Annotated in this window: 4 protein-coding genes; 1 reads left to right on the top strand and 3 read right to left on the bottom strand. The window is 65.2% G+C overall.

The annotated features are described in order from the left end of the window. Positions 1-78: 78 nt before the first annotated feature. Together AUC71_RS05850 and AUC71_RS05845 are read right to left on the bottom strand one after the other, a co-directional pair. The gene (locus AUC71_RS05850) at positions 79-495 is read right to left on the bottom strand and encodes a cupin domain-containing protein (protein WP_069623515.1); all 417 of its coding nucleotides are present in this window, start codon (positions 493-495) and stop codon (positions 79-81) included. A 25-nt stretch (positions 496-520) separates the two neighbouring features. Next, positions 521-1087 (bottom strand): FMN-dependent NADH-azoreductase, encoded by a 567-nt coding sequence (locus tag AUC71_RS05845; RefSeq protein WP_069623514.1) that lies wholly within the window; start codon positions 1085-1087, stop codon positions 521-523. Between the two features lie 76 nt (positions 1088-1163). Here AUC71_RS05845 and AUC71_RS05840 point away from each other — a divergent pair, with 76 nt between their 5' ends. After that, positions 1164-1562, top strand: coding sequence for a winged helix-turn-helix transcriptional regulator (locus tag AUC71_RS05840; RefSeq protein ID WP_069623513.1), 399 nt, complete (start codon positions 1164-1166; stop codon positions 1560-1562). A 9-nt stretch (positions 1563-1571) separates the two neighbouring features. Here AUC71_RS05840 and AUC71_RS05835 read toward each other — a convergent pair whose 3' ends face one another. Beyond that, entirely contained in the window at positions 1572-1769 is a 198-nt protein-coding gene (locus AUC71_RS05835; RefSeq protein WP_069623512.1) for a hydroxyacylglutathione hydrolase C-terminal domain-containing protein, read from the bottom strand. Between the last annotated feature and the right edge of the window lie 59 nt (positions 1770-1828).

The following is a 1828-nucleotide window of genomic DNA, read 5'->3' as shown; positions in this document are numbered from 1 at the left end:
GCCGCCATCCCCCCACCCGCGCGCGATGCGCGCGACCTCCCCACGAGGGGGAGGTATGAGTTCGTTGAGCTTCTTGGGCTAAGGCTCCCAGCCTTGAGGGGCGAGCTCGAAGCCTGCGAAGTCGAAGCCCGGCGCCACCGTGCAGCCCATCAGCGTCCAGGCGCCCAAGCTCCGCGCGCTTTGCCACGCGCCTGCCGGCACCAAGCCTTGCGGGTGCTGTCCGGCCAGAATGTCCGGTCCCAGTTTCTGCTCCCGCCGCGTGCGGTTGTCGTCGGCAGTCTCAAGCAGGAGGGGCGCGCCGGCATACCAGTGCCACATCTCCGCCGCATCGACGCGATGCCAATGGGACACCTCGCCGGACTCAAGGAGAAATAGGATGGCGGTCGAATGTGCCCGGCCCTGATGCCCCGGCTCGTCGCGGAAGGTCTCGCGGAACCAGCCGCCTTCCGGATGCGGCGCGAGCTCGAGTTGCGCGATCACCTCATCTGCCGACAGTGCCAAGTCCCACTCCGTTCATGCCTCAGGCCGCGCGAAGACTGGATGCAGCCTGCAACGCCTCGGTCAGGGCCTTGCCGCGTTGCTCGACCCCGATCTTGATTCCTTCGGCGACGATAACCTCCGGCTCGATGCCGATAAAGCCGAACACGGCGCGCAAATAGCTTTCGACGTGCTCGGCGTCCGCGGCCGGCATGTCCGGCCCATAGAGACCGCCGCGTGATACTGCGATGATCACGCGCTTCTCCGGGACAAGCCCCTCGACGCCTTGCTCGGTGTAGCGGAACGTCTTGCCGGCGACGAGAATGCGGTCCAGCCAGGCTTTCAACTGGCTCGGAATCGAGAAGTTGTACATCGGCGACCCGATCACAACGACGTCCGCATCAAGGAACTCGTCCAGCGCCCCGTCCCCGGCCGACATGTCGGCGAGATGCGCACCGGAAAGATGCGGCAACGGCTCGGCGGCAAGATCTCGGTATCGCACCTCAAGGCCAGGATTCTCCCCGCCCAGGCGGTCGACAATCGCGGCTGAAACCTGGCGGCTAACGGAGTCCTCGCCGAGGATGCTTGTATCGATGTGCAGTAGCTTCATGGCCTTCACCCTGGTATACAATTGTGCCTGACGCTATATGTGTTACCTTCGGCAAGTCGCACAAGAAGGCACTTTTTTGAAACCCGAGCACACAGACGTAACCGCCCACGCGCCGCAGCATCAGTCCGAGGACTGCCGCGCGGTGAGCGCGGTGCTTGCCCGCGTCGGCGACAAGTGGAGCGTCTTGATAATCAGCCTGCTGGGTCCAGGACCGCGGCGCTTTAACGAGATCAAGCGCATGATCGGCGGCATCTCGCAGCGGATGCTGACCCTGACGCTGCGGGGACTCGAGCGCGACGGGCTCGTGACGCGCACGGTGTTTCCGACGATCCCGCCGCGCGTCGAATACGAACTGACGGACCTCGGAAAGTCGCTTTGGCAGCCCGTCGAGGCGCTCGGCGAATGGGCGCGACGGCATCAGCCGGAAATCGCCGCGGCGCAGCGCCGCTACGACAAGCGCACCGAGCAGGGCTAGCGGGCCGAACTAGAACCGGTCCTTGCGCTTGCGCACCTCGCCGAACACCATTTCGAGCGGCTGCCCTTCGAGACCGAGCCGCTGCTGGATCTCGGGGCTCGACGCGCGCAGGAAGGGATTGGTGGCAAGTTCCTGGCCGATGGTGGTCGGCAACGACGGCGCACCGTTGGCGGCGTTCTCGGCGACTTCGGCCGCCCGCGCCTGCAACGCCTCATTCTCCGGCGTCTATGGTGAGCGCGAAACGGCAATTAGGCGATTCGGTATTA

It is taken from the genome of Methyloceanibacter marginalis (genome assembly GCF_001723295.1).
GTDB classification, from domain to species: domain Bacteria; phylum Pseudomonadota; class Alphaproteobacteria; order Rhizobiales; family Methyloligellaceae; genus Methyloceanibacter; species Methyloceanibacter marginalis.
Note: the sequence above shows the minus strand (reverse complement) of the source record. Positions and strands in the feature narration are given on the sequence as shown.

What these genes read in the sequence shown, in the direction of transcription:
- AUC71_RS05845 (WP_069623514.1), bottom strand. Translation starts at nt 1,087, where the DNA reads ATGAAGCTACTGCACATCGATACAAGCATCCTCGGCGAGGACTCCGTT.